The 1,565-nt window shown below is 56.5% G+C and carries 1 rRNA gene; it reads right to left on the bottom strand.

What is annotated here, in order from left to right:
• Positions 1-17: 17 nt before the first annotated feature.
• Positions 18-1,542, bottom strand: a 16S ribosomal RNA gene (locus AB0N24_RS27315).
• Positions 1,543-1,565: the final 23 nt, after the last annotated feature.

Genomic DNA, 1,565 nt, shown 5'->3' with positions numbered 1-1,565 from the left:
TTGTAGGTGCTCCTTAGAAAGGAGGTGATCCAGCCGCACCTTCCGGTACGGCTACCTTGTTACGACTTAGTCCCAATCGCCAGTCCCACCTTCGACAGCTCCCTCCCACAAGGGGTTAGGCCACCGGCTTCGGGTGTTACCAACTTTCGTGACTTGACGGGCGGTGTGTACAAGGCCCGGGAACGTATTCACCGCAGCGTTGCTGATCTGCGATTACTAGCGACTCCGACTTCATGGGGTCGAGTTGCAGACCCCAATCCGAACTGAGACCGGCTTTTTGGGATTAGCTCCACCTCACAGTATCGCAACCCTTTGTACCGGCCATTGTAGCATGCGTGAAGCCCAAGACATAAGGGGCATGATGATTTGACGTCGTCCCCACCTTCCTCCGAGTTGACCCCGGCAGTCTCCCATGAGTCCCCGCCATTACGCGCTGGCAACATGGAACGAGGGTTGCGCTCGTTGCGGGACTTAACCCAACATCTCACGACACGAGCTGACGACAACCATGCACCACCTGTGAACCGGCCCCAAAGGGGAAGGACTGTTTCCAGCCCGGTCCGGCCCATGTCAAGCCTTGGTAAGGTTCTTCGCGTTGCATCGAATTAATCCGCATGCTCCGCCGCTTGTGCGGGCCCCCGTCAATTCCTTTGAGTTTTAGCCTTGCGGCCGTACTCCCCAGGCGGGGCACTTAATGCGTTAGCTACGGCGCGGAAAACGTGGAATGTCCCCCACACCTAGTGCCCAACGTTTACGGCATGGACTACCAGGGTATCTAATCCTGTTCGCTCCCCATGCTTTCGCTCCTCAGCGTCAGTTAATGCCCAGAGACCTGCCTTCGCCATCGGTGTTCCTCCTGATATCTGCGCATTTCACCGCTACACCAGGAATTCCAGTCTCCCCTACATCACTCTAGTCTGCCCGTACCCACCGCAGATCCGGAGTTGAGCCCCGGACTTTCACGGCAGACGCGACAAACCGCCTACGAGCTCTTTACGCCCAATAATTCCGGATAACGCTTGCGCCCTACGTATTACCGCGGCTGCTGGCACGTAGTTAGCCGGCGCTTCTTCTGCAGGTACCGTCACTTTCGCTTCTTCCCTACTGAAAGAGGTTTACAACCCGAAGGCCGTCATCCCTCACGCGGCGTCGCTGCATCAGGCTTTCGCCCATTGTGCAATATTCCCCACTGCTGCCTCCCGTAGGAGTCTGGGCCGTGTCTCAGTCCCAGTGTGGCCGGTCACCCTCTCAGGCCGGCTACCCGTCGTCGCCTTGGTGAGCCATTACCTCACCAACAAGCTGATAGGCCGCGAGTCCATCCAAAACCACAATAAAGCTTTCCACCCCCCACCATGCGATGAGGAGTCATATCCGGTATTAGACCCAGTTTCCCAGGCTTATCCCAGAGTTAAGGGCAGGTTACTCACGTGTTACTCACCCGTTCGCCACTAATCCCCCCACAAGTGAGGTTCATCGTTCGACTTGCATGTGTTAAGCACGCCGCCAGCGTTCATCCTGAGCCAGGATCAAACTCTCCGTTGAAGTAAAACAAAAACAGACACAAC

The sequence above is a fragment of the Arthrobacter sp. NPDC093128 genome, assembly GCF_040683875.1.
Classification (GTDB): domain Bacteria; phylum Actinomycetota; class Actinomycetes; order Actinomycetales; family Micrococcaceae; genus Arthrobacter.
The sequence above is the reverse complement of the archived record's forward strand: the minus strand, read 5'-3'. Positions and strand labels throughout refer to the sequence as shown.